This window comes from Phycisphaeraceae bacterium, assembly GCA_019636735.1.
Lineage (GTDB): Bacteria > Planctomycetota > Phycisphaerae > Phycisphaerales > SM1A02 > VGXK01.
Window position 1 is genome coordinate 69,131 of the sequence record JAHBWY010000003.1, and the last position, 23,451, is coordinate 92,581.

21 protein-coding genes are annotated in these 23,451 nt (G+C 65.6%); 13 read left to right on the forward strand and 8 right to left on the reverse strand.

The window, feature by feature from the left end:
- Positions 1-8: 8 nt before the first annotated feature.
- On the reverse strand, positions 9-2,231 hold the full coding sequence (locus tag KF724_04385; protein ID MBX3354917.1) for a hypothetical protein: 2,223 nt from the start codon (positions 2,229-2,231) through the stop codon (positions 9-11).
- A 116-nt stretch (positions 2,232-2,347) separates the two neighbouring features.
- On the opposite strand from KF724_04385, the gene KF724_04390 reads away from it, so the two are divergent.
- Genes KF724_04390 through KF724_04425 form a run of 8 tightly spaced genes read left to right on the forward strand, consistent with a single transcriptional unit; the run spans position 2,348 to position 10,076 of the window.
- Positions 2,348-3,508 (forward strand): flagellar basal body P-ring protein FlgI, encoded by a 1,161-nt coding sequence (locus tag KF724_04390; GenBank protein MBX3354918.1) that lies wholly within the window; start codon positions 2,348-2,350, stop codon positions 3,506-3,508.
- A complete protein-coding gene (locus KF724_04395) occupies positions 3,505-3,894 on the forward strand; it encodes a hypothetical protein (GenBank protein MBX3354919.1) in 390 nt (129 codons plus the stop codon). The genes KF724_04390 and KF724_04395 overlap by 4 nt, the downstream gene beginning before the upstream one ends.
- On the forward strand, positions 3,891-4,433 hold the full coding sequence (flgN, locus tag KF724_04400; GenBank protein MBX3354920.1) for a flagellar export chaperone FlgN: 543 nt from the start codon (positions 3,891-3,893) through the stop codon (positions 4,431-4,433). The genes KF724_04395 and flgN overlap by 4 nt, the downstream gene beginning before the upstream one ends.
- Positions 4,434-4,451: 18 nt before the next feature.
- The gene (flgK, locus tag KF724_04405; protein MBX3354921.1) at positions 4,452-6,116 is read left to right on the forward strand and encodes a flagellar hook-associated protein FlgK; all 1,665 of its coding nucleotides are present in this window, start codon (positions 4,452-4,454) and stop codon (positions 6,114-6,116) included.
- Positions 6,117-6,137: 21 nt separating this feature from the next.
- The gene (locus tag KF724_04410) at positions 6,138-7,757 is read left to right on the forward strand and encodes a hypothetical protein (protein ID MBX3354922.1); all 1,620 of its coding nucleotides are present in this window, start codon (positions 6,138-6,140) and stop codon (positions 7,755-7,757) included.
- Between the two features lie 41 nt (positions 7,758-7,798).
- On the forward strand, positions 7,799-8,242 hold the full coding sequence (gene fliW, locus KF724_04415) for a flagellar assembly protein FliW (GenBank protein MBX3354923.1): 444 nt from the start codon (positions 7,799-7,801) through the stop codon (positions 8,240-8,242).
- Positions 8,243-8,296: 54 nt separating this feature from the next.
- Positions 8,297-8,587, forward strand: coding sequence for a carbon storage regulator CsrA (gene csrA, locus KF724_04420; GenBank protein MBX3354924.1), 291 nt, complete (start codon positions 8,297-8,299; stop codon positions 8,585-8,587).
- Between the two features lie 13 nt (positions 8,588-8,600).
- Positions 8,601-10,076: a flagellin gene (locus KF724_04425; protein MBX3354925.1), complete on the forward strand. Its 1,476-nt coding sequence runs from the start codon at positions 8,601-8,603 to the stop codon at positions 10,074-10,076.
- A gap of 152 nt (positions 10,077-10,228) precedes the next feature.
- On the opposite strand, the gene rplT is transcribed toward KF724_04425, so the two are convergent.
- The 4 genes from rplT to KF724_04445 all read right to left on the reverse strand — a co-directional run bounded on the left by rplT (position 10,229) and on the right by KF724_04445 (position 12,599).
- Positions 10,229-10,588 (reverse strand): 50S ribosomal protein L20, encoded by a 360-nt coding sequence (gene rplT, locus KF724_04430; GenBank protein ID MBX3354926.1) that lies wholly within the window; start codon positions 10,586-10,588, stop codon positions 10,229-10,231.
- Positions 10,589-10,694: 106 nt separating this feature from the next.
- The gene (locus KF724_04435; protein MBX3354927.1) at positions 10,695-10,955 is read right to left on the reverse strand and encodes a 50S ribosomal protein L35; all 261 of its coding nucleotides are present in this window, start codon (positions 10,953-10,955) and stop codon (positions 10,695-10,697) included.
- Positions 10,956-11,003: 48 nt separating this feature from the next.
- Positions 11,004-11,957 (reverse strand): anti-sigma factor, encoded by a 954-nt coding sequence (locus KF724_04440; protein ID MBX3354928.1) that lies wholly within the window; start codon positions 11,955-11,957, stop codon positions 11,004-11,006.
- A gap of 21 nt (positions 11,958-11,978) precedes the next feature.
- The gene (locus KF724_04445; GenBank protein ID MBX3354929.1) at positions 11,979-12,599 is read right to left on the reverse strand and encodes an RNA polymerase sigma factor; all 621 of its coding nucleotides are present in this window, start codon (positions 12,597-12,599) and stop codon (positions 11,979-11,981) included.
- Positions 12,600-12,917: 318 nt separating this feature from the next.
- On the opposite strand from KF724_04445, the gene hpnH reads away from it, so the two are divergent.
- Positions 12,918-14,072: an adenosyl-hopene transferase HpnH gene (hpnH, locus tag KF724_04450; GenBank protein MBX3354930.1), complete on the forward strand. Its 1,155-nt coding sequence runs from the start codon at positions 12,918-12,920 to the stop codon at positions 14,070-14,072.
- Between the two features lie 79 nt (positions 14,073-14,151).
- On the opposite strand, the gene KF724_04455 is transcribed toward hpnH, so the two are convergent.
- Both KF724_04455 and KF724_04460 read right to left on the reverse strand, forming a co-directional pair.
- Positions 14,152-16,320: a hypothetical protein gene (locus KF724_04455; GenBank protein MBX3354931.1), complete on the reverse strand. Its 2,169-nt coding sequence runs from the start codon at positions 16,318-16,320 to the stop codon at positions 14,152-14,154.
- A 206-nt stretch (positions 16,321-16,526) separates the two neighbouring features.
- The gene (locus KF724_04460; GenBank protein ID MBX3354932.1) at positions 16,527-17,084 is read right to left on the reverse strand and encodes a phosphoribosylanthranilate isomerase; all 558 of its coding nucleotides are present in this window, start codon (positions 17,082-17,084) and stop codon (positions 16,527-16,529) included.
- Positions 17,085-17,185: 101 nt separating this feature from the next.
- On the opposite strand from KF724_04460, the gene KF724_04465 reads away from it, so the two are divergent.
- Positions 17,186-18,343 carry a citrate synthase gene (locus tag KF724_04465; protein ID MBX3354933.1) on the forward strand — a complete coding sequence of 386 codons (1,158 nt, stop codon included), beginning with the start codon at positions 17,186-17,188 and terminating at the stop codon, positions 18,341-18,343.
- Between the two features lie 90 nt (positions 18,344-18,433).
- Here the strand turns inward: KF724_04465 and KF724_04470 are convergent, their stop codons facing one another.
- The gene (locus KF724_04470) at positions 18,434-19,162 is read right to left on the reverse strand and encodes an MBL fold metallo-hydrolase (GenBank protein MBX3354934.1); all 729 of its coding nucleotides are present in this window, start codon (positions 19,160-19,162) and stop codon (positions 18,434-18,436) included.
- Positions 19,163-19,220: 58 nt separating this feature from the next.
- On the opposite strand from KF724_04470, the gene KF724_04475 reads away from it, so the two are divergent.
- From KF724_04475 to KF724_04485, 3 genes are all read left to right on the forward strand, one after another.
- Positions 19,221-20,747 carry an alginate export family protein gene (locus KF724_04475; GenBank protein ID MBX3354935.1) on the forward strand — a complete coding sequence of 509 codons (1,527 nt, stop codon included), beginning with the start codon at positions 19,221-19,223 and terminating at the stop codon, positions 20,745-20,747.
- Positions 20,737-21,423: a hypothetical protein gene (locus KF724_04480; protein ID MBX3354936.1), complete on the forward strand. Its 687-nt coding sequence runs from the start codon at positions 20,737-20,739 to the stop codon at positions 21,421-21,423. The genes KF724_04475 and KF724_04480 overlap by 11 nt, the downstream gene beginning before the upstream one ends.
- Before the next feature lie 220 nt (positions 21,424-21,643).
- Positions 21,644-23,377 carry a FecR domain-containing protein gene (locus KF724_04485; protein MBX3354937.1) on the forward strand — a complete coding sequence of 578 codons (1,734 nt, stop codon included), beginning with the start codon at positions 21,644-21,646 and terminating at the stop codon, positions 23,375-23,377.
- Positions 23,378-23,451: the final 74 nt, after the last annotated feature.

A 23,451-nucleotide genomic window follows, 5' to 3' on the forward strand; every position in this document is an offset into this window, starting at 1 on the left:
GGGACACATCACCGTATCACGGCTGGCGGCCGGGATGGTGGCGGAACCTCGAAGAGCCTCGCGCCGCCCGGGAACTCCATGATTGGACGGAGCGGCGCTTCGATGCGGGCCACCGACTCCTCATCGAGCGTTGCTGCAAGCCATCCGCTTCGTCGCCAGATCGACATCATGCCGTGATCAACGAGCACCCAGCCGATGCGCGCCTCACGCAGGCGATCAACAATCGCCGAGCCATCGCGCTCCGCAGTCAGCGCCTCGACAAGCGGATCTCGTGTCCAGACCGTGGAACTCTGGTGCGGTGCACGATAGCGAAAGGTCGCTGCATCGCCGATCAGGAGAACGCGCTGCTCGAGCGCCCTGGCGCGCGGCGCAATCTCGAAGTTCAGGACGAACGCCCGTGACTTCGGCGCCGTCGCGGCGATGGCCGGGGGAAACGCCGCTCTCTCATCACCGGTCATCGCGCGCTCGGCGCCGATCATGAGGGCTGCGTTCTCTCCCTCACTCCAGAACGCGGCGACGGGCTGAAGTGAGACGAGCAGCAGCGGCAACGCGGCGATGAGGCGCAGTGGTGAGCGGCCATCGGTGCGCTGATCCGTGCGACTCGCTCCGACCACACGCACCACGCCGAGAGCCACGGTGGCGGCGGCGATCGGCGCGAGGGGCACAAGGAACCGGCTCTGAAGGTGGGTGAAGGTCATCCATGCGATGAGGGCGAAGGCCAGTCCGGTGGCGAAGGCGGCGGCAAGCCTGCGGGTGTCGCGCGACCAAGCGAGGGTCAGGAGCGCGGGCGCCACAAGCCATGGGAGCACTCCCCAGAAGGGGCGCCACGGCTCACCTGACACAGGCGCACTCCCGAGGCCGAAAATGAAGAATTGACGCCAGAGCGCAAGAAGCCGCTCACCGGGCGATCCTTCCGCGCCATGGGCGCGCTGCCACACCTCGATCTGGTCCGCGCTCCAGGCGCCTGCGCCAAGGAGCCCTGATGCAAATGGAAAGAGGGGATTGCCCGTGGCGATCCAGTTCCGAAGAAGCCATGGAGCGCAGAGGAGAAGGGCGATGAGGGCGGCCACGCCCGCGCTCATCAGCATGGTCATGAGGGCGCCGAGTGCGCTCTGATGGCGCCGCCAATCAGCACCGACGAGCACAAGAACGGCTACGGCGGGCAGAAGAAGCACTCCAGCCGAAAGCTTGGAGCCCACCATGAGAGCACCGCAGACGCCGAGGAGTGCACCCCGCGAACGAAGACTCAGTGGGGCGCCACACACGAGCAGGAGTGCAACGCCACCGAGCGCGGCGCCCATCTCGTTGTACGCCATCGAGCCGGTGACGATCACCCACGGGGTGGCGAGGGTCACGGTCGCCGCGATCAAGGCCGCCAGTGACGCGAGTGCATCGCGATCGGCGCGGGCGCTGTCGATGAATGCTCTCGCCACGCCGCGAGCGACCTCCGCGCCGCACCGCGCAGTGACCAGCGTGATCAGCGCATGAAGAAGCTGGGCTCGCAGGCCCATCAGGGTGGAGTCGCCGCCGAGTGCGAAGAGATGGAGAAAGCCCCCTTCGATCCAACTCGGCAGATAGGCGTAGGCGTTCGTCGCGATTGGCGTCATCGCGCCGAAGTCGCGCCAGTCGCGGGGCAGCGCGAGGTGGTAACTGAGGGCGTCGTAACCGCCGAACTCCGTCGACCAGAGGTGCCCCGGACTGCTGGTCGCCGCGAAGACAAGGACTCCGATGGCGGGCGCCATCGGCCACCACCCAATGCCTGATGCGGGGCTGGCGAACTTGCGTGCTGCATGTGGCATGCGCTCGCGCAGGTGTGAGACGAGCCCTCCGCAGGCAACACCCACGCCAGGAAGGAGGAGCGCCCACGCCACCACCGGCCAGCGCAGGAGACCGAGCGACCCCGCCACCTGTGCGACGAAGAGCAGAAGCGCGACGCCGACGGCGCTCGACAGCGCCCACTGCGCCGAGGAACTCCAGTCGAATCGGATGAAGGGCCGCTCGGTCACCGCCTCCCGCCTCTCGCCTCCGAGCGTCGAACGCATGAGAGCGCGGCACACGAGGGTGCCCCATCCCAGCGCGCTCACCATCCACAGGAGTGGCGCCCACAGGTCCTCAATCAGCGCACCGGCGAACTGAAGCAGCGTGACCTCGGCGCCCATGGGCGAACGGGTCGCCAGAAGCGTGACGGTCGCGACAAGGAGCAGGAGCCCGGCCGGGGCGGACCAGCGCATGATCGGCATCATGCCATGGGGGTGCCATCTGGCGGTGGAATGCAGGCTGGCACACGGCTTGCTTCGAGCGAGGTCGGGCGCCCTCCCTCTCCGATGGGGGGTGACCTCCTTCACCCATGGCGAAACCACACTCCAGACCACATTCGGCCGCTCGGATCGCTCGAAGCGTCCTGATCAGGGCTCCCTTCCTCTGGCTTCTTCTTCCGGCAATCCTTGCGCTGCTCGGCGCAGCGGTTGCCCAAGGCGCCACCGTGCAGGAACTGGTGCGCGTGAAGGGCCATGAGCGAAACACGCTCGTCGGTCTCGGCATCGTGATCGGTCTCAACGGGACCGGCGATCGCAACAAGGACTCGCTGGTCGCCGCCCGTCCTTTCGCGCAGTACCTGAAGAACCTCGATGCCAGCGTCGGCAGTCTCGATGAGCTGCGCCGTACCGACTCCTTCGCGGTGGTGCAGGTGTCCATGTCGATTCCGCCGATGGGCGCTGCCGAAGGCGATCGATTCGATGTCACGGTCAGTTCGCTCTTCAACGCGAAGAGCCTTGCAGGCGGAACACTTGTCGTTTCGATGCTGCGCCTGCCGTTGCCCGATGCGAGTGAGATCCCGGTGATGGCCTTCGCGCAGGGCTCCGTCGAGATTCCCGGCGGCAATCCGCGCGACGGTGTCGTGCGAAGCGGAGGTCAGATGCTCCGCTCGGTCATGGGCGATCCGATCCAGCCCGATGGCTCGGTGCTTCTCATCTTGCGCGATGAATTCGCCGGCTATCCGGTGGCGAGCGCACTCACGACGGTCATCAACGAGGAGATGGCGCTCCTGGGCGAGCGCGGCGTGGCTCGCACCGATGATGCGAAGACGATTCGATTGCGCGTGCCGCAGCGCGACCGCGCGGATCCGTCGAACTTCCTGGCTCGCGTCCTCACCTTCCATGTCGATGGCTCGCTGATCCGCACGCCCGCGCGCGTCGTGGTCAATGAGCGCGAGGGCATCATCGTCGTCACCGACAATGTCGAGATCAGGCCGGTGGCGATCACCCATGCCGGTCTTCAGATCACGACGATCACGCCCGAACCGATCGGCACGCCCGAGTTCCCGGTGGCGACGACCACGCGTTGGGCGGGAGTCGCGACCAATGCGGCGCCAGGGGCACCCGGCAGCACGCGGCTTGCGGATCTGCTCCGCACGCTCGATCAGCTCGACATCTCGGCGCGGGATCAGATCGCCATCATCTATGAACTGCGCCGCTCGGGCGCTCTCTCGGCGGAGATCGTGAGCGAATGAGCGCGATCTCCTCACTGGCGTCACCCGATCCCACGCACCTCGCGCGCGAGGCGGCGGCGTCGTGGTCAAAGTCAACGCAGAGCGTTCGGCCGCTCGCGGACGAGAGTGCCGCATCCTTCGATCGCATGATGGCCGAGAGTGATCGGCGTGAGGCGATCTCCGCTGCCGCGCGCGGCCTGGTGGCGCAGTCGCTCATCCTGCCTGTCTTGAAGGAACTTCGAGGCGGCTCGCTCGCGTGGGGGCCCTTCGCGCCGGGTGATGCGGAGAAGCGGTTCGGGCCGATGCTCGATGTGGCTCTTGCCGACCGCATCGCCGCGAGCCCGCGCATGGCGGCGACCAAGGCAATTGAAGCGCGCCTGCTTGCCCGCGAGAGGGGGGTTGCATGAGCCGCCGTCCCGCAGCAGGCGCGACGATCGCGACGCGACCAGCCGCCACCGCCGAATCGCGCGAAGTGCCGAACGCGATCGTCTCCATTCTCTCCCGCGAACTCGACCAGGTTCGAGCCCTCCGCGAGGCGATCACGGAGGAGCGTCGGGCGGTCGAAGAGGCCGACGCAACGCGACTGCGACACGCTGCCGAGCTCATCCGCGAGCGCTCGCGCGAGCTGGCTGATCTCGAGCGCGCACGAGAGCGAGCATCGCTGGCGCTTGGCGTTGAAGCGGGTGCGCCGCTTGAACACCTGCTGGCGCGCCTGAGTGCAGGCGGTCCTGAGCATGAGGGTGCCACGCGAATCGGTGCGCTTCTTCGGCAGGAAGCGGCCGAAGTGGCGCGGGCCATGGCCGTGGTACGGCGTGCGGCGGAGCGGCTTGCCGCGCATCTGGCGGGCGTGCGGGCCACGGTGTCATCCGATGGCGCCGGGGTCTATGGGCGCCGCGGTCGACTGGCCGCAGGCGAAGGACCGCTTGCGGTGGATCTCCGTCACTAGCGGGAAGGAAGACGAAGCATGAACCTCGGCACTGGATTCCAGATCGGCGCATCGGGCCTCAAGGCGGGGCAGGGGGCGATGCACACGGCGGGCCACAACATGGCGAACGCCATGACGCCGGGCTATCGCCGCCAGCGGATCGGCATGCTGCCGATCTCGGGCGTCCCGCACCTCGGTATCGGGCACAGTGGTCATGGCGTGCGGGTAAGTGGCCTCTCGCGAGCGATCGACATGGCGCTCCTCGCTCGCCTTCGCCATGCGCGCGCCGATGAAGCCGCATCGCTCACAGCGCAGCAGCGCTTCGGCACCATTGAGGATCTCCTCGCCTCCGTTGCGCCGGGTGGCGTCGCGGGCGCCGTCGAGTCATTCATCGACGCATGGGGTAGTGTCGCCGAAGCACCCTCCGACCCGGCCATCCGCGGCGTGATCGTGCAGCAGGGAGTCGGTCTCGCCAAGCAGATCCGGACGCTTCGCCAGCAACTTGTGCAACAGCGCCAGGAGATCGATCAGTCGCTCCAGGATGCCGTAAACAAGGTGAACCAGTTGCTGAGCTCGATCGAGGCGCTCTCGAGCCAGATTGCCGCGGCGGAAGCGGCGGGTGGCGCGGCGCCTTCCCTGCGCGATTCGCGCGACCTGCTCGTGGATGAGCTCTCGACACTCCTCGACCTTGCCGTGGTCGATCGCCCCGACGGCTCGCTTGATCTGCTCATCGGAAGCACACCGATCATGCTCTCGGGAACATCGCTCGGCGTCACGCTCGTTCAGACTGCGGCGGGCACCGGAGTGGCCACGGTGACCGATGGTGCACCGCTCGTGGCCGGAGGCGCGATCGGCGCTCTGCTTGCGAGCCGTGCTGAAGGGGTGCAGACGGAGATCGCGCGCCTCGACGAACTTGCTCAACGCCTCATGCAGGCGGTCAACCGAATCCATGTCGCCGGTCGCGGTCTGCATGGCAGGACCTCGATGACGAGCTTCCTCGGCATCGAGAACGCGGCGATCCCGATTGCGCAGAATCCGCTGCCGTCGCCGGTGACGGCGGGCGTCATCCGAATCCAATTCGGCCCGGCGGGCAGCGAGAACCCCTCGGTCATCGAGATCCAAGTGGATCCGGCGGTCGATTCGCTCCAGCAAATCGCCGCATTGATCACCGGTGCTGCCGGCTCGCCGATCGCCACCGTGAATGGGCAGAACCAGTTGGTCATCGAGGTGCCGCCGGGTGAGACCTTCTCGATTCTCGAAGATCAGACGGGGCTCTTCACCGCCATTCAGTTCGGCGCCTTCTTCACGGGGCTCTCGGCTGCTGACATCGATGTCGATGCGGCGCTCGTCAATGACCCGCTCCTTCTCTCGGTGGCGCTTGGCGAGGATGACACGGCCGTGGCCGCCGCGATGCTCAAGCTTCGGACCACGACGATTGATGCGCTCAACGCCACGCTCGGCGACTGGTGGCGCCTGGGCGATGCGTCGCTTTCGGCCCGCGTGGCAGCGCTCAGCAGCGGGGCCGAGGCGGCGGCGATCGTGCGCCTCGGTCTCCAGTCGCAGGAGCAGGCGATTTCGGGCGTCAACCTCGACGAGGAGGCAATGAACCTCATCGCCGCGCAGGGGCAGTATGAAGCGGCGGCACGCTACATCTCGGCGCTGCAGCAGGCGCTTGACACGCTGCTGCGCATGGCCGCGCGGTGAACCATTGGAGCGACTTCTCCCATGACCATCGACTCCATTCTTCCATCGATGCGAATCGGCGGTGCCGGCGCCCCCGGGCTCCTGAACGGAGTCGGGCGAACGAACGCCTCGCTCGCGCGCGTGCAGATGCAGCTTGTCCTCGGGCAGGCGATGCTCCGAGCGAGCGATGACCCGCAGCGATCGGCAGCGCTGGCTCGCCTGACGGCGTCACTCGAGCAATCCCTCACTCGAAGTGATCTGCTCCTGCGGGGCGCCAACCTGCTCGAAGCGTCCGATGCTCCGCTCGCGCGGTCTCTGGATCTGCTGGCCGAGGCCCGCGCGCTTGTCTCCAAGGACACCACCGCCTCGCTTCCCGAATCGGAGCGCCAGGCGATCGCCACGGAACTTGATCAACTGATCGCGCGCCTCACGACGGAAGGAAACGCCCGCTTTGGTTCGGTGCATCTCTTCGGGGGCACGCGCGCCGGAGGAGCTCCGTGGAATCATCGCGGCGATGGCGTGCTCTACATGGGACGCGGCCGAGGGCTGGATGTGGGCCTCGGCGAACCGGTCACGATCTCGGGACACGAGGCCTTCGGCGGAGTCAGCCGCCGCGTGGATCTCAGCGGCACCGTTGATCTCTCGGCCGGACTCGAGACGCCGCTTGCCGCGTGGGGCGCGGGACCGCTCGGCTCCATCCGCATCTCGGTCGGCTCGATGGTGCAGGTGGTCGATCTCTCAGGAGCTGTCACGCTCAGGGACTTGAAGAACATCGTCGAGGGCCTCGACATGGGGGTTCGCGTCGAGTTCGACGCCGCGACCGGAAAGGCGTGGATTCGCAACGCCCTCTCCGGACCGGGGCTCTCAATCTCCGATCTCACCGGCGACGACACGGCCACGCGGCTCGGCATCGACACGCTGGCGACCTACACGCTCCTCTCGGATTTCAACGACGGGCGCGGTGTCCGCTTCGCCGTTCCGGGAATCGATCCGGTCACGGGGCAGCCGGCGAACAACACCGGCGCGGATCTCCTCATTTCACTGAAGGATGGCCGCTTCTTCGTCGTTGACTTCACCAACGAGACCACGGTCGGGCAGGTCCTGGCCACCATCAATGCCGCCGCTGCCGCCGCGGGGATCTCGCAGGCGGAGTTCTTCGCCGGCCTTCGCGCCAATGGCAATGGCCTGCTCCTGACCGACAACACCGCGGGCCCCGGAGGCTTCACGGTTGCCGGGTTCAACAACTCATGGGCCGCCGAGGATCTCGGCATCCTCGGGGGGACCACGGGCGCAGTGATTGCAGGGGAGGATCGCGCACAAGTTGCCGTTGACGGGGCCTTCACCTGGCTGCTGAGGCTCAGGGACGCCGTCATCGCGGGAGATCCGCTTGGCATCTCGATTGCTTTGGACGGTGTCGACCGTGCCGTTGATCGGGTCGCGTTGGCCCGGAGCGGTGCGGGCGCGAAGGCGTCGCGACTCGCCATGGAACGAGTCGCACTCGAGGAGATCGTGGTGCAGCAGAAGTCGCTCCGAAGCCTTCTTGGAGACATCGATCTGGCCGAGGCCTCGACGAGGCTCTCGCAGCTCTCGGTGCAGCTCCAGGCGGGGCTCGCGGCGCTGGCTCGAGCCGGCTCCCTTTCTCTTCTCCGCTATCTCGGATGACCACAGGAGTGCCCGCGGCTGCGGGCCGTCAGGAGGACGACATGATCTTGCAGACCACACGCTTCGGCGCCGTTGAAGTTGACGAGGGACGACTCATCGACTTCCCCGGCGGATTGCTCGGCTTCGCGAACGCCCGTCGATTCGCGCTCCTTCAGCCCGATGCGCGCGGCGTCTTCTTCTGGCTCCAGAGCACGGAGAACCCCGACCTCGCCTTCGTCGTCACCGATCCGGCGCTCTGGGCCGACGACTTCGCTGCTCCGCTTCGGCCTGAGCAGGTGAGCGAGATCGGCCTGAACGATCCATCGGAGGCGCAGACCTTCGTCATTGTGAATCGTCGCGGCGCGGTCCTGACGGCCAACATGCAGGGGCCCCTGGTGATCAGCGCGGTGACGCGACGGGGCGTGCAGGTCGTGCTTGCCGAGCGCCGCTGGTCGACGCGCCACGAGCTCGTGCGGCTTGAAGGGGCACAGGTGGTGGGAGCCTGATCGAGCAGTTCCCACGGTTCAAGGAAGAGACAACTCTCGGAAGGAGTCCGAACAATGCTGGTGCTCTCTCGGCACATCGATGAATCGATCATGATCGGCGACGAGGTGGAACTCACCATCGTCGACATTCGCGGGGACAAGGTGAGGATCGGAATCAACGCACCCGCCAGCGTGGCGGTCCATCGCAAGGAGGTCTACGAGGCGATCAGGCAGGAGAACGAGCATGCGGCGCGCTTCCGCGGCACGCTTGATTCGATGCCGATTCCGCCGAAGACCGGCGTGCAGGGGCAGCGCGGTGCCCGTCTTGCTTCGGAGAAGCACCCGCCACGGCGCGAGAGCGCCTGAGCATGGAGGCTCCATGACCACCATCAACAGCAACATCGCGGCGCTCATCGCGCACCACGGACTGCTGCGGGCCAACGCCGATCTCTCGGTGCGCCTCGAGCGCATCTCGACGGGCCTCCGAATCAATCGCGGGTCGGACGACCCCGCCGGCCTTGTGAAGGCGAATCGCCTTGCCATGGAATTGAGCGGGCTTCGAGCGGCGATTGATGCCGCCACCCGCGGCAGCGCCATGATCGCGGCAATCGACGGTCAGCTCGCCTCGCTCGCCGACCGGCTCGAAACGCTGAAGGCGCTCGTTTCCGAGCAGGGCGACGGTTCGCCGTTGCCGCCCTCCGAGCGGCAGATCGCGATCGACGCGGAGCTTGCAGGCATTGAAGCGATCGCGAACACGGCGACCTTCGGAGGCAAGCGTCTCCTTGATGGATCACTTGCCTACCGCACCAGCCAGCTCAATCCCGCTCGCATCTCGCGCCTGCATGTCCATCAGGCCGACATGGCGACGGGCGCGCTCAATCTCACCTTCGCGCTTACCGTCGGCGCGGAGCGAGGCGTGCTGTATGCGCCCTTGAACGGAGGTTCGTTCCTTGCCGCAGAGCTGACCGAGGATGTCACCCTCGAGATCGCCGGACCCAAGGGAACGCGCGTCCTCAGCTTCTCCGCAGGCGCGCCATCGGCCCTCATGGTGACCGCGATCAACCAGCTTCGCGATCAGACGGGGATTGAGGCGATCATCACGCAACCATCGGGGATTCCCGCGCTCACATTCAGGACGATCGAGTACGGCTCGAGTCAGACCGTGAGCGTGAAGGCCCTCGGCGGCACTGGAGCGAATTGGAGCACGGTTGCCGCAATCGGTGGCCCGAGTGTGAACTCGGACTCCGGGGTTGACGCCGAGGGTTGGATCAATGGGATCCCCTGGGTCGGCAACGGTCTTCAGGTCTCCCTCAACACCCCGATGATCTCGCTCTCCGCGGTCCTGACCGAGGCCTACGGCACCGTGACAGGGCAGAGCACCGAACTCGTTCAGGTGCGCGGAGGCGGGGTCGCCTTCCAGGTCGGTCCGGGCTCGACCTCGAATGATCGCGTCTTCTTCGGTCTGAATCCGATGATCCCGTCGCAGCTCGGGCGAGTGAAGACGCTGCTGGGAACTCCAGTCGTCCTCTCCGACCTGGTGAGCGGCGGCCAGCTTGCTGTCGGCAACGGCGATCCGACCGATGCGGTGCGCGTCGTGGAAGCGGCCATCCAGGAAGTGTCCATCGCACGAGCGCGCCTCGGGGCCATCGATCGCACGCGCCTTCAGGGCGCGATCGAGTCGCTTCAGTCGGCGATCGAAGCCGCCACGGCCGGACGCGACGCCATCATGGAAGCCGATGTCGCGGAAGAGACCTCGGCGCTCGTGCGTGCGCAGATTCTCTCGCAGGCGTCAATCAGCATGATCGGCATCGCGAATCAGCAGGCGGAATCGCTGCTGAGACTGCTGGGGCGGTGACGCCTCGCCCAAGTCCCGGCGTGACTCCCACTCCGTCCGGAAGCACGGTCGATCTTGGCGTGACCGCTCGAAACGCCAAATGAAGTCAGCGTTCACCGCGCCTCGTCTTGAGACGAGGCAAGGTGGACTGAGCCGAAGCAGGGCGTGTGCACTCAGCGAGCAGCCGACGCGGTCGCCTTCTCAACAAGCGCATCGAAGCTCGCAGGGTCGGCGATCGCCAACTCGGAGAGCATCTTGCGGTTGAGGGCGCTGCCGGCGAGGGCGAGGCCGTGAATGAAGCGGCTGTAGCTCGTCCCGCGCATGCGGCAGGCGGCGGTGATGCGGGTGATCCAGAGCGAACGGAAGTCGCGTCGTCGAAGGCGACGATGACGCCAGGCGTTGCGTCCAGCACGAAGCCGGGCGACCTTCGCCTGCTGCTTCAGTCGGCTCTTGGTTCCGTAGTAGCCGCGAGCCTCTCGAAGAAGCTTGCGACGGGCCTGGGTTCGGGCGGCGCCCTTGCGTACACGGGGCATGCGAACTCTCCTCTGGTGTCCGGCGGAGGCCGCTCAGCGGCGCTTCGAGCCCGACGGACGATGGGGTGCGTGGCGCCGGGGCAACACTGACCTGGCGCGGACGAATTCAGCGCGTGGCTTCCGCCACGACGCCGGCCTCCTTCGAGGCGAGCTTGTCCTCATAGCTGCGAAGAGGACGGCCGAGGATCTTCTCAAGCGCGCCGAGATCGCCTCGGCGGGCATAGCGGCGCTTGCGATAGGTCTGCACCTGAACGCCGCGTTTGTTGCTCTTGAGGTGTCGGCTGTTCGGACGGCCGGCGCGGACGAGACCGCTCTTGGTGATCTTGATCCGCTTCAGCAATCCCTTATGGCTCTTCTGCTTGGGCATGGGTGGGCTCGGGAGGACCGCGCAGCATAGCGGAAAGCCCGCCCGGCGTCACTGGGTCACGAAGACATCATCAGCCCGGGTCGGAAGGCGACCGCTTTCGAGGGCGGTGGGGTCCTCCCGCTCGCAGGGCAGCCAGATGGAATCTCCGGAGGGCAGGAGCGGGGAGAAGAGCCAGCGAATCGAGCCATCGTCGAGGAGGACATTCTGCCCCTGGCTCCGGTGGTTGGCGCTGCTCCTGGCGGCGAAGCCGCGCCACTCGAGCCCCTCATGGAAGCGCTCCATGGCGGGGTTCGCATCGGCCACCATGATGCCGTTCAGGGTGGCGAGGGTCAGTCGTTGCCCCGCTGCGGGGACTCGCAGCGCCATGGCGCCGCGCTCCTTCTCGCAGCCGGGGCATGTGAGGCACTTGGCGCCGATGTAGGCGCGGTGATGCAGCAGTTCGAGGTTCTCGCCATGGCGATAGCGGCGCCAATCGACTCGCTCTGGCGCTTGCTCAAGGTCGCGGACCGATCCGCCCGTGCCGGAACTCAGGAATGAGCCGAGGCCCGCGGCGAGCGGCAGACGACCGTCGTGATCGAGCGCGAAGCGCTCCATGCCGACATGGATCGACGCCATGTTGCGCTCGCACTGCTCGCGAATCGCGGCGTTGCGCATCGAGGCGAGAAGAGGCCAGCCGACGCCGAGCGCGACCAGCACCAGTGCGGCAACGGTGAGTGCATCGGGAAGTCGAAGCAGGCGCGCTTTCGGACGAGCGGTCTCGAGGCGCATCCGTCGGCGCTGCGCGTCCTCCGCAGCATCGATCGACTCAGTCAGGCGCTCGAAAAGCGCCGGTGACGGCGATTCGGCGGGCAGCGCATCGAGATGGCCGAACAGTTCCAGCAGCGCTCGAGCGCGCTGCAGATCCTCGCCATCGAGGCGATCGAGGATCTCCGGATTGAACTCATGCTCGACCAGCAGGTCGAGCATTCGCGCGTCAGCATCACTCAGTTGCGGCAGCGTCATTCGATGGTCCCTCTCACGCCCTCACGAGGTCGATTCATCACTCGATTCGGTCCGGCGTCGCCACAGCGTGGCGAACGAAGCCACGGCGGAGTGGAGCCGGCTTTTCACGGTGCCCAGCGGAATGTCGAGCGCTTCGGCGATCTGGGCGTAGCTCATCCGGTGGAAGTAGCTCAGAAGAAGAATCTCGCGGAGCGGAGGCGACAGCTCATCCATGACGGCCTTCACCTGTTCCGCATCATCACGACGGATGCTCTCGGAGTCCGCCTGATCGGCGGGCGTCGCGAGGAGATCAACGAGCGTCGGACCGGCGGGGTCGCTCCCCATTGGCGCATCGATGCTCCGGTGACCGCGCGTGCGCTGGCGTCGCAGCCAATCGCGCGCCTTGTTCGCAGCGATCGTGAAGAGCCAGGGTCGGAATCGGCGCGCCGGATCGAAGGTGCGTCCGGAGGAGAAGACCTGGAGGAAGGTCTCCTGAAAGACATCGTCCGTGGCGGCGGTGGACCCGAGAAACCGGAAGAGGAAGGCGTGGACTTCCTTCATGTGACGGGCCATCAGCGCGTCGAAGGCCTCCCGGGAGCCGTCGAGGAAGTCGAGCATCAGCGACTCGTCGCTCGGCGCGTCGGGAGAATCGTGCTGCTGCACCGATGGGATCCTAACGGCCTCGCCCGCCGGCGCGGCGGCAGCCCGAGGGCCGCGGCCGCGCCAGTGGGCCGGGAAGAGAGAGGAGAGCATGAGGCCTTGCGCCGGAAGAGCGGCGCCGAACATGGTCATCGAACGCTGCTACGATGCTCGCCAGCCCCCGGGTTCGGACGAACCTCGCGATGGATCGCGGGAAGTCACCCGCCACAGGGGGCCGAGAACCCTGCCCCCTGAGCGGCAGGCCTCAGCCCATCGTCCGCGTTCGCCGCCGAGGCTGCCGTGCTCGGCCTCTCTCTGCCTCTCGAATCGCCCAACGACCCAATGCCCGTACCTCTCAGCCAGATGTGGACCGTGGCGACCTATGTCCTGAAGCAGAAGTTTCAGGGCAGGAAGCGCTATCCGCTGGTGCTCATGCTCGAGCCGCTCTTCCGCTGCAACCTCGCCTGCGCAGGGTGCGGCAAGATCCAGTACCCGCCGCACATCCTGAAGCGGCAGCTCACGGTCGATGAGTGCGTGCGCGCGGTCGAGGAGTGCGGCGCTCCCATGGTGAGCATTCCCGGAGGCGAGCCGCTCCTGCATCCGGAGATCGGTGAGATTGTTCGGGCGCTGGTGGCGCGGCGCAAGTACATCTACCTCTGCACCAACGCGCTGCTCCTGAAGGAGAAGCTCGAAGAGGGCCTCTTCACGCCCAGCAAGTACCTCACCTTCTCGGTGCACATGGATGGTCAGGCGGAGCATCACGACTTCGCCGTCTGCCGCGAGGGCACCTATGAGAAGGCGATCGCGGGCATCCGTCTTGCCGTGGAGCAAGGCTTCAGGGTGACGACCAACACGACGCTCTTCGACAATGCCGACCCCAACTCGGTGCGCGCCTTCTTCGACGAGATGATGGAGATCGGCGTCGAGGGCATGATGCTTTCCCCCGGCTATGCCTACGACAAGGCACCGGATCAGAGCGGCTTCCTGAAGCGGCAGAAGACGAATGAACTTTTCGAGATGATCCTGGCCAATCGAGACGCGGGAAAGCGGAAGTGGCGCTTCAACCAGAGCCCGCTCTTCCTCGAGTTCCTGATGGGGCAGCGTCACTACGAGTGCACGCCGTGGGGGATGCCGACCTACAACATCTTTGGTTGGCAGAAGCCCTGCTATCTGCTGAACGAGGGATACGCCGACTCGTTCAAGGAACTCATCGACGGCACGGAGTGGGACAACTACGGTCGCGCGAGCGGCAATCCCAAGTGCGAGAACTGCATGGTGCACTCGGGCTATGAAGCGAGCGCCGTCAATCACACCTTCAGCTCGTTCGGGGGCATGTTCGCCACGGTGAAGGCGATGCTCTTCAATCGCTACGCGAACCCCGCTGCCGCCGAGCGCCTGACCGAAGAGCGAGCGAAGCCCCACGGGCCCATCGCTCATCTCGTGCAGCTCGGGCTGGCCAAGGATCTCGATCGCGAGGTCGAGCGGTCGGCAGCGTGACTTCGCAGGGAAGGCGGGCGGGCGGGGGCGCACCCCTTCGGATGCGCCCCGCGCCAAGGCCTCACGGTCAGATGCGCGGTCAGTTGCTGGTCGGACAGGGGCCCCAGTTGCCGAGGATGTACGCAAGGTCCGCGCCGTTGACCACGCGGTCGACGACGATGTCAAACGGCTCCTCGAAGATGTGCATCGGCGGAATCGGACCCCACACGGAGAGAAGAAGGGCCAGGTCCTGTCCATCCACAATGCCATCCATGTTCAGATCGCCAATGCAGGGTGGATCGGGAATCGGCCGGCCCGGAGTGATCACGCCGGGATCGAAGTTGTCGAACGGGGGCTGATCGTGTTCGCCGGGCACGAAGTTTCCGCGCGGTCGCTCGGGGTCCAGAGCGGCCACTTGGCAGGCCGCTTCGAAGGCACCCTCGATCACCGGCTTCCAGCCCGTCGGGCCATCCGCCTCGGGTGGTGATCGCTCCAGGTGAATGACCTCCGATGCGGCCGTGGAGATGATGACCTCATCATCGCCGAGGAAGTTGATGCCAACCACGGAGGTGCTCTTCGGAAGCTCGATTTCATCAACGATCGCGAGTTCGAGCGGGCCGACACCCGCCCGCTTCTCATCCGGCGGTGCAAGGCCGAAGAGCGAGGTGGAAGTGGCCGAGGCGTACCAGATGACACCGTCGAGAGGGTTCGCGGCCATCGCGCCGCCCTCTCCCGGGCTGGCGCCTTCCGGCACTGCGTAGACCGTGACTTCCTCATCGTCGGCTCCAAGAATGGCCACCTGGAGACCGTCGCTCGAGAGGAGCATCACCTCGTCAGTGAAGTCGTTGAACTCGATCGCGCTCACCTCGAAGGGGAGCTTGAGCGGTGTCGGTGGTGATCCGAAGTCATCATCGCCATCGGGAAGCGGAATCTCCGCTTCAAGCGGCAGCTCCACTCGATGGAGTTCCTGTCCCGCCACGACATAGATGGCTCGGTTTCGACCCACGACCATATGCTCGGCGCCGTCGATGTCGGCGAGGGTCTCGTTCTGGCCAGTCACGGGATCGATGATCACGATCGAGCGCATCGAGTCGGCGCCGGCCACGCCATTGCCCTTGATGAGACCGATGATCCCCCGGCCATCGGGGTGTCGGGCGGCGCCGACCAGCTCGACTCCAAAGTCAATGGGCTCGCAGACCATTCCACCATTGCCGCCACCACCGCCATTGGGAGCCCACGGATTCTGCGGCTTCATCTTGACGAACTGCGGTGGTTGCCCCGGAACGGCTGGCGCGATCTTGCCGATAGCCGTGCGCGGCCTGACGATGGTCATCCCATCAAGCAGGCTCAGAGTGGAGCCCACCACGAAGTTCGGTGCCTGGTTCTCCGGGAAGATGCGCGTCATCCAGCGGGCGGGGAAGCCCGGCGCAAAGATGCGCACCCACATGTCGCCCGCGTTGTAGACATGCTGCTTGTATTCCGCCTGTGTTCCCAGGACTGGATTGCAGCCATCATCGGCAGGGTCCCGAATTCGGAGCTTGCAGATCGGATCATTGCGGTAGGCACCGGTCATGACCACGAAGTGACCGCCATTGCGCTGCACCACCGGCACCGTGCCCATGAAGCCGACGACCTGGTAGTGGCCGTAGGCAACCATCACCAGCGCGCCGGACATGCCGGTGGCGGCAAGCTGATTCAGGTTCAGACCCTTGACGCCCGTCGCCAGGTAGTGGCTCGCCACGAGAGGCTGGCGATTGACACGGAAGGCGGTGTTCAGGCCCTGCATCATGCCCTTGGTCGAGGTTCCCTGAAGCGACCAGCCCGACCACTGCCCCAGCTTGCCGATGTGCGCGGTCGCCGCGCAGAAGAACGCCGGCTGTCGCCAGATGTCGCCCAGTTGATTGGCCGGAAGCAGTCCCGGGTAGCCATGGTTCGCGGCGTAGATGTAGAGGTTTGTTCCCGCCGTGGGTCCGCAATGCATGCCGCCCGGGTGAAGGATGGCGCAGGCTCCACCTGGCGTCGGGATGCCGGGGAAGGGCGGCAGTGCGCAGTTCGCATTGATCGCGCGCATCTGATCCAGATCCGGCATGTTTGCGCGGACATGGAGGTAGTGCGTCGGCCCCTCCCAGAAGTCCACGCCGTCGGCCTGGGCACCGGCGAGCCCCGTGCATGCCGCGATGGAAGCAATCGTTGCGGCGATGGCCCCTCGGCGACTCTTGCATGTCGAAACCACTTGGACCGACCTGGCCCCAACTTCGCTTCTGCTCATCTGAAACCCTCCCTTGTTATGCGAAAGTTTGCACAAAGTATGCAAAACTTGGAACGATCACAGGGTACCAAGGGTTGCAGTCCTAGTCAAGAGTCGTGCAAGCTTTCGCAGAAAAACTCACGATGGCCACACTGTCTGGCCACAGAGGTCGGTGGCCGATCAATGTGATGGTGGCGGCGCCGCATATCGCCGGGACAGGTCACCCCTCACGCCGCTGCGACAGCGTCGCAAAATGCCCGGATGAGGGCTGGATCCTTTTCGCCCGGACTTCGCTCGACGCCGCTGCTGACATCGACGGCGTAGGGCCGGACCTGCTGGATCGCCTCGGCCACGGTGTCCGGTCGCAGTCCGCCCGCCAGAATCACCGGCTTCTCGAGGATCGGCATCAGCGCCGCCAGTTCGCCGTGATCAAAGGGCACCCCCGAGCCGCCCTCGGGTCCATCGAGAAGCAGGGCGGAGACGGAGGCATGCTTGTCCCAGTGTTTCGCCTTCTCCACAGACCATCGCACGCCGCGAATAACCGGCCGCCCCGCCTCCCATAGGCGGTCGGCGGCGTCCTCCCCATGAACCTGCAGTGTTCCCGGCCACCGAGGGGCGATGGCGGGCCAGTCACTGCCACCGGCGACCACGGCGATCACCGGGACAAGGTCACCCACCGAGGCGTGAATCTCGAGCGCCTGCGTGAGCGAGACCCGGCGCTGGCTTCCTTCCGCAAGAACCACCCCGATCGCATCGGCTCCGGCTTCGACAGCGAACGCCGCCATGACGGCGTCGCGGATACCACAGATCTTGACTCGCGTGCGAGCCCTCATGATTGCCCTAGGATACGGATCTTTCGAACCATCACCCTTTCTTCAGCGACACCATGAGCCAGTCAACCGTGACCTCTTCAGGACCCATTCTCGACAAGGGACTCGCCAACACCATCGCCTCCGAGACGCAGATGAGCTTCATCGATGGAGCGAAGGGCGTGCTCGAGTATGTCGGCTACGACATCGATTCGCTCGCGCGAAACTCGACCTTTGAGGAGGTCGTCTTTCTCCTGTGGAATCGTCGCCTTCCTCGCAAGGCGGAACTGGAGGCGTTCACGGCGGAACTGCGGCGCGAGTACGACCTGCCGAAGGGCATGTGGGACCTGCTCGTCCAGATGCCGCGCGACGCGGCGCCGATGCATGTGCTCCGGACGCTCGTCTCGGCGCTCGCCCTCTTCGACGAGGAACGCGATGACAACTCTCCCGCAGCGAACGCCCGCAAGGCAGTCCGTCTTCTCGCAAAGACCCCGGCGCTCATCGCCAACTTCGATCGCCATCGCAAGGGCAAGTCACTCGTCAAGCCCGATGCGTCACACTCGATCGCGCGATCGTTCCTGACGATGCTCAACGGCGCGCCGCCGACAGAAGCGGTGGAGCGAGCCCTCGATGTCTGCCTGATCCTGCACGCCGACCATGGCTTGAACGCCAGCACCTTCGCGGCGCGGGTCACCATCAGCACACTGAGCGATCTCTACTCGGCCATGACCACGGCCATCGGCACCCTCAAGGGTCCGCTCCACGGCGGCGCGAATGAGGAGGTCATGGTGATGCTCCGCGAGATCGAGTCGATGGACCGTGTCGAGCCCTATATTCGCGAGAAGCTGGCGAAGAAGGATCGGATCATGGGCTTCGGCCATCGCGTCTACAAGGCGCTCGATCCTCGCGCCGGCTACCTGAAGACCTTTGCCAAGCAGGTCGCGAGCGACACCGGAAATCTCCATCTCTACGAGATGAGCACGAAGATCGAGGCGATCATGGCCTCGGAGGTGGCGGCGAAGGGCATCTATCCGAATGTCGACTTCTATTCAGCCACGACCTATCACTCGATCGGCATCGACCTCGATCTCTTCACCTGCATGTTCGCGATGAGCCGCATCTCGGGGTGGGCGGGCCACTGCATCGAGCAGCTCGACGGCAACAAGCTCATCCGGCCGATGGCGGAGTACACCGGACCTCACGACCTGAAGTATCGGCCGATCTCGGAGCGCTGAACTCCGCCGTGTCGCCACGACGCCGGGTTCATCGCATGGGTTCAAGACCCGAGGTGCGCCTCAGCTCGCGTCACCGCGCTGATCGAGCGCTCACGGCGTCAGCACTTCGCCCTGACGAAGCGCCTGAATCGAGGCCTTCCTCTGATCGAAGTCATCGGCGATGTGGGAGAGGCGCATCCGGGAGCGCACGGCGTCGGGCAATGCTTCGAGCTTCTCAAGTTCGGTGTGAGCCGGAGGCGAGCTCGTCTCGTGCACGAAGAGATCACTCTCGGAGAGCCACTTGACCAAGTCAGGGTCCCACGGGGTGTCAGCGCTCCATCCGAAGGAGCGAAGGCCATTGGAGAATCGAAGCGCCGTCGTCGGGACGGGGTGCCGCGTGGGGTGCGTCTCCAGCTCGAGGCCTGCGACGCGCACCGGTCGGCCCGGCTCGACCACATGGAGCGTGAAGTAGTCGGCGAGTGACGCTCGCCCGCCTTGGTCCATGGCTGGGGCGAGTCGCTCCCAGATGCGTGCCGCCGCACCCGGGCCCATGTGCAGGCGGGGCGGCGGGGCGGGTCGCTGTCGCCGCGCCAGCCACTGCTTGAAGCCGAGCGCCTCGAGTCCGTTGCAGTGGTCGCCATGCAGATGAGTGACCACGATGTCCTGAATCGACAGCGGATCGAACTCCCAGCCGGATGCTGCGGACGCCTCAGAAAGGGCGCGGAAGATGCTGTCCGGACAATCGACCAAGATGAGGCCTTCGGGCCCCTCCACCACACAGGAGGTGCCGAAATGTCTCACGCTGAACGCGTCGCCAATGCCGATGATGAGGACGCGCATGGAATCGCAGAAGGGTAGCAAGTTGCCAAGCGAGGGGCGCAGCGGCATACTCCCGCCGATGCTGACTCTCGCGAGTGCACGGAGCTCGCTCCTCGCGTTCATGTCGAGCCTCCTGCTGGCCGCCGTGGCGCAGGGCCAGGGCACGGCCTCGCTCGCAGAGAACCTCCAGCGCCAGCTCAATGTCGAAGACGCGATGGCGCGTGCGGCCTACTTCCGCGACACGCCGATTGCCGATCGTCTGCTGCTCGATGCGGGCGGCAGCTTCAGGTACGGCTTCTACATGCTGGACACCCCGCGAAGTCAGAAGCAGTATCTCCAGCAGCCCGACCTTCGTCTCTTTCTTCTGGCCGAGCTCGATGGCGCGCATCGTTTCTTCGGCCGCCTCCGCTTCGAGTACAACGAGTGGGACTTCCGCGGGACTCGTCCGACTGGTACGGAGGCGGGAGAGGAGGGGTGGCAGAACCCCATTGGTGAGATCTACTGGTACCAGTTCGATCTCGCGGGCCTGCTGGCGAGCCAGGGGGAGAGCATCCGCGACTTCAATGTGCAGGTCCGCGGCGGGCGCCAGTACTACATCTGGACGACGGGCTTGGTGCTTTCGAACTACATCTACGGGGCGCAACTGGACATCACGCTCGGCGACTTCGTCGCCACCGGCATGTACGGCCAGACCGCCGGCAGCGACACCGTCGATTTCGACACCTCGCGCCCGGGCTTCGACAATGACACCGCACGCAAGTATGCCGGAGGCAAGCTCGAGTACCGCGGCATCTCGGGCCATCGCCCCTACGCCTTCTACATGACGCAAGTCGATGGGAATGCCGGACAGCAGACTGTCATTCAGCCGAACATCCTCGGGGGCGTCCCGACCACCTTCCGTTACAACTCGAACTACCTCGGCTTCGGAAGTTCGGGGTCGATCGGGCCGAGCATCATCTATCGGGCGGAGTTCGTGCAGCAGTGGGGCACGACCCTGAGTGACCCTCTCAACCGGAATCCGATCTTCACTCCGGAGACGCTCGCGGGGCAGCCGTTGGCCGTGCCGCAGCAGCCGACCAGCATCAACGCACAGGCAGGGCTCGTCGGGCTCACCTGGCTCGCGCGTGATGAGAGCGACTTCCGAATCGATCTCCAGGTCGTGGTCGGTTCCGGCGACAAGAATCGGCTCGATTCCGGTACGACCTTCGGTGGCATCGCGCCTCGCAATGTCGACAACGCCTTCAACTCGAACGGCTACATCAACACCGGCCTTGCCCTCGCGCCGGCGCCGACCAACATGGTCATTCCATCGCTTGGCGTGAGCCTGAATCCTCTGCCGACCATTCCGCTCTTCAAGGACCTTCGCTACGGCATCACCGGCTACATCTTCAACAAGACGGTGAGCGATGCGCCGATCTCAGTCCTGACTCGTCCGGGCGTTCCCTTCATCGGTGGAGAGATCGACCAGAACCTCGACTGGCGCATTTCCAGCGACCTGAATCTCAACATCCGTTACGGAATCTTCATTCCCCACAAGGACGCCTTCTTCCCCAACGAAGGCAAGATCCGTCAGTTCTTCTATGTGGGGATGACCTATGCGTTCTGATCCCCGCCTTGCCTCGCTTCTCATCGCGGTACTCGCCCTCGTCGTGGCGGGCGGATGTCAGCGCCAGGTGCTGCCGTCGAGTGCCGTGAACGAGTTCCCCTCGGCCGATGATGAACTCGACTTCCTCGATGCCGTCTATCGCATGACGGCGGTGACCAATGACGATGCGCTGCACGGTCTCTTCCTGCTCGCTGATGGTGATGATCCTCACCCCGATTACGAGGCGAGAGTGGCCGCTGCGAAGGCGCGGAAGTGGATGCCATCGGGCTTCGATCGGCCCGCCAATGAGAGCGCCCAGATCGGTTGGATGGCCATGGCTGGCTGTGAGATCTGCGGCGTGAAGGGCGGTCTGACGATGCATGTCATTGGCCCGACGCCGCGCTATTGCACGCGAGAGCTCGTCTACCTGCGGGTGCTGCCGCTGCGAACAGAGAACCAGAGTCTGACCGGACCTGAGTTCACCGACTATCTCAATCGACTTCAGCGCCTCCGAGCCGGCCGGCGTGAGCCTGGGCCCCCCACTCCGCAATCGCTGGGACCGTCGGGAGAGCAGTCCGCCACGCCGATGGACGAGGCGGATGTGATGGAAGGATTGCCGTCACCTGATGGCGGGGGCACGAGTGTTCTTCGAGAGCCGTCGAGTGCATCACCAAGCCCGGTGCCCGGGGCCCCCTAGCGCCATGCGGATCGCGTTGTCAACGACTCTTCGGAGATTGGCCGGGACGCGGACATCGTGCTGGCCGATGGCGACTGGGGTGACTCGCTTCACTCTCGCGCCGCTCGCGGACCGCACGATTCGCGTGTCATGTCGGCCGACGAGTCGTTCGAGTTCATCGCGGTCACCTTGGTCATGGGCGTCTCGGGCCTCCAAGCCTTCATGGAGTTCATTGAGTTCATTGAGTTCATGGACTTCATGGGGTTCTCGATGTTCATGGCCCGAGCGCTCGCTGCGGGCGCTCAGCGTCGTCGTTGTCGGCGCGCTCCTCCTGGCGACGCACGCGGCGCTGGCCCAGGTCGACTCGGCAGCCGTGGCACCGGCGTCGAGTGGTCGTCCACTGGTGGCCGTGGTCATGGAGATCGAGGGACGCGTCCGTGCCCGATCGAGTGAGAGTGGCGAGTGGAAGCCGCTCAAGGTGAACGACCAACTCCGTCCCGGCGCAGAGGTCCAGACGGGCTTGCGATCGACGGCGGCCCTGCGGCTCGGAGTCAATGCGACAGTGCTCATGGATCCCGGCACAACGCTTGTGATTCCCCAACTTGAAGAGGACGCAGCCGCGCTTGTCACGCGACTTGGTGTGCGCCGTGGTCGGCTCGACCTCCGAGTCGACTCGACGGGACTCGCCAACGACTTTCAGGTGATCACGCCGTCGGTCACACTTGCGGTTTCCGGGACCTCGCTCGGCGTGGAAGTGGGGGGTCTGACCGGTTCGTCGGTCACCGGTGCTCGTCTGAACCTGCTCCGCGCAATCGAAGTCCGCTGGCTGTCGGGCCAGGTCTTCGCATTCGGAGATGGAACCAGTTCATCGCTCCTCGCCGATCCGGCACTCCTCGCGCTCTTCGAGAAGCTCGCCACCATGCTGCTCGGTGATGACCCGCCCGATCCCGAGGAGTTGGAGCGATGGCTCGCGCAGCTTCGCAATGCCGCATCGATGTCGCCGGAGATCTTCAACCTCGATGGCATCCAGCGCATCCTGAATGCGGACAGCAGCGCCGGGATCCTCGCGGCGGAGTTCTTCGCGGAGAGCGCGGGCCTGGGGCTGGACGCGCTGGAGCGCATTCGTGACCAGAGTGGCGTTGAAGCGCAGCGCGCGGGTGATGCCGCCGTGCTGGCACAGGCCTTCGCCGCGCAGGCGAGCCAGTACGCCAATGCCGCAATCGCATTGATCCCGGACATTCAAAAGGAGATCGAGTTCCAGACAAAGATTGCCGAGAGCGCTGCCGCATCTGCGTCGGCGTTGAAGGGCCTGACCATCTCCGAAGCGTTGTCGGCCGCGGCCAAGAAGGAGGAAACCGTCGACGCGCTGGCGAACACCATCTTCTGGCTCGACAAGGATTTCAAGGCGGCCATGTTTTATGCCAATCTCGCGTCGGCGAGCGCCGCGATGTCAGCGCAGTTTGCAGCGAACGCTTCGGTGTTCTCGCAGGCCTCGTTTGCAGCGGCCCATGATGCAGCGAAGGCCGCCTCCGCGGCACAGAGCGCCATCGACCAGTTCTTCGTGAAGGTCGCTGGTGCCGATCAGAACGCCGCTGGCGCGGCGGTGCAGGCGCAGATTGCGAGCAATGCAGCCGCCACGGCGCAGGCGCTCAATCAGCTCGCCTCACAACTCGGGAGCGCCATCGGGTCGGCCAGCGCCGCTTCACTGCTCGCCCAGATCAACTCGAACACGCAGAACGCGATCAACGCCTCATCCATCGCGGCCGTGGCGCGCGACCAGGCGCTTCAGGCGGCCCAGGGCGCGCGCACTATGGGCGAGAAGATGCTCTTCAATCATGCGGCGGTCTTTGCCGCTCAGGCTGCGACCGACGCGGCCTCGGCCGCAGCGGCGGCGAATCAGGCGGCCCTCGATGCATTGAAAGCCGAAGGCGCGGCCGAACTCGCCAAGTCGCTGGTCGGCGACAAGGGCAAGTAAGAGGTCCGGCCGGCCCAGATCGAGCCATTCGGCCGCCCGGGACTCAAATCAGCGCTGGACTCAACCAGAAGGCA

Excerpts from the sequence above, each read along its gene's own strand:
- KF724_04385 (MBX3354917.1), bottom strand. The coding sequence starts at position 2,231 with ATGCGCTGGTCCGCCCCGGCCGGGCTCCTGCTCCTTGTCGCGACCGTC.
- KF724_04390 (MBX3354918.1), top strand. The coding sequence starts at position 2,348 with ATGGCGAAACCACACTCCAGACCACATTCGGCCGCTCGGATCGCTCGA.
- KF724_04395 (MBX3354919.1), top strand. The coding sequence starts at position 3,505 with ATGAGCGCGATCTCCTCACTGGCGTCACCCGATCCCACGCACCTCGCG.
- flgN (MBX3354920.1), top strand. The coding sequence starts at position 3,891 with ATGAGCCGCCGTCCCGCAGCAGGCGCGACGATCGCGACGCGACCAGCC.
- flgK (MBX3354921.1), top strand. The coding sequence starts at position 4,452 with ATGAACCTCGGCACTGGATTCCAGATCGGCGCATCGGGCCTCAAGGCG.
- KF724_04410 (MBX3354922.1), top strand. The coding sequence starts at position 6,138 with ATGACCATCGACTCCATTCTTCCATCGATGCGAATCGGCGGTGCCGGC.
- fliW (MBX3354923.1), top strand. The coding sequence starts at position 7,799 with ATGATCTTGCAGACCACACGCTTCGGCGCCGTTGAAGTTGACGAGGGA.
- csrA (MBX3354924.1), top strand. The coding sequence starts at position 8,297 with ATGCTGGTGCTCTCTCGGCACATCGATGAATCGATCATGATCGGCGAC.
- KF724_04425 (MBX3354925.1), top strand. The coding sequence starts at position 8,601 with ATGACCACCATCAACAGCAACATCGCGGCGCTCATCGCGCACCACGGA.
- rplT (MBX3354926.1), bottom strand. The coding sequence starts at position 10,588 with ATGCCCCGTGTACGCAAGGGCGCCGCCCGAACCCAGGCCCGTCGCAAG.
- KF724_04435 (MBX3354927.1), bottom strand. The coding sequence starts at position 10,955 with ATGCCCAAGCAGAAGAGCCATAAGGGATTGCTGAAGCGGATCAAGATC.
- KF724_04440 (MBX3354928.1), bottom strand. The coding sequence starts at position 11,957 with ATGACGCTGCCGCAACTGAGTGATGCTGACGCGCGAATGCTCGACCTG.
- hpnH (MBX3354930.1), top strand. The coding sequence starts at position 12,918 with ATGCCCGTACCTCTCAGCCAGATGTGGACCGTGGCGACCTATGTCCTG.
- KF724_04455 (MBX3354931.1), bottom strand. The coding sequence starts at position 16,320 with ATGAGCAGAAGCGAAGTTGGGGCCAGGTCGGTCCAAGTGGTTTCGACA.
- KF724_04460 (MBX3354932.1), bottom strand. The coding sequence starts at position 17,084 with ATGGCGGCGTTCGCTGTCGAAGCCGGAGCCGATGCGATCGGGGTGGTT.
- KF724_04465 (MBX3354933.1), top strand. The coding sequence starts at position 17,186 with ATGAGCCAGTCAACCGTGACCTCTTCAGGACCCATTCTCGACAAGGGA.
- KF724_04470 (MBX3354934.1), bottom strand. The coding sequence starts at position 19,162 with ATGCGCGTCCTCATCATCGGCATTGGCGACGCGTTCAGCGTGAGACAT.
- KF724_04475 (MBX3354935.1), top strand. The coding sequence starts at position 19,221 with ATGCTGACTCTCGCGAGTGCACGGAGCTCGCTCCTCGCGTTCATGTCG.
- KF724_04480 (MBX3354936.1), top strand. The coding sequence starts at position 20,737 with ATGCGTTCTGATCCCCGCCTTGCCTCGCTTCTCATCGCGGTACTCGCC.